Origin of the sequence: Bacillus sp. SIMBA_074 (genome assembly GCF_046534555.1) — a bacterium.
Taxonomy (GTDB): domain Bacteria; phylum Bacillota; class Bacilli; order Bacillales; family Bacillaceae_G; genus Bacillus_A; species Bacillus_A mycoides.
On record NZ_JAWRYM010001085.1, the window covers coordinates 1 to 243 of the forward strand.

The window sequence follows — 243 nt, forward strand, 5'->3', positions numbered from 1 at the left end:
GGGCATCCCTCTTGTCTTGCCTTTTAACAACAGCGTGTCACGCCGCCTTTTTCATATCGCTCTGTAAGTGCGTACATGTAATACTCTCGCTCCGTCATCGGAAAAATGCCCGGAGCCGCATGTGTCACTAGCCAATGCTGCAAATAGCGATCATAGTCTGGCATTCCAAAGATCGTTTTGATGGCAGAGCTTACGCGGCGCAACGACTTTCGCATCGCTCTCCATTTTCGACTCATGCTACGT

The 243-nt window shown here is 50.2% G+C and carries 1 protein-coding gene; it reads right to left on the reverse strand.

Going from position 1 to position 243, the window contains the following annotated elements; genetic code table 11:
• Positions 1 to 23: 23 nt before the first annotated feature.
• The gene (locus tag SB773_RS34100) at positions 24 to 236 is read right to left on the reverse strand and encodes a CstA-like transporter-associated (seleno)protein (protein ID WP_410594921.1); all 213 of its coding nucleotides are present in this window, start codon (positions 234 to 236) and stop codon (positions 24 to 26) included.
• Between the last annotated feature and the right edge of the window lie 7 nt (positions 237 to 243).

Excerpts from the sequence above, each read along its gene's own strand:
- SB773_RS34100 (WP_410594921.1), bottom strand. The coding sequence starts at position 236 with ATGAGTCGAAAATGGAGAGCGATGCGAAAGTCGTTGCGCCGCGTAAGC.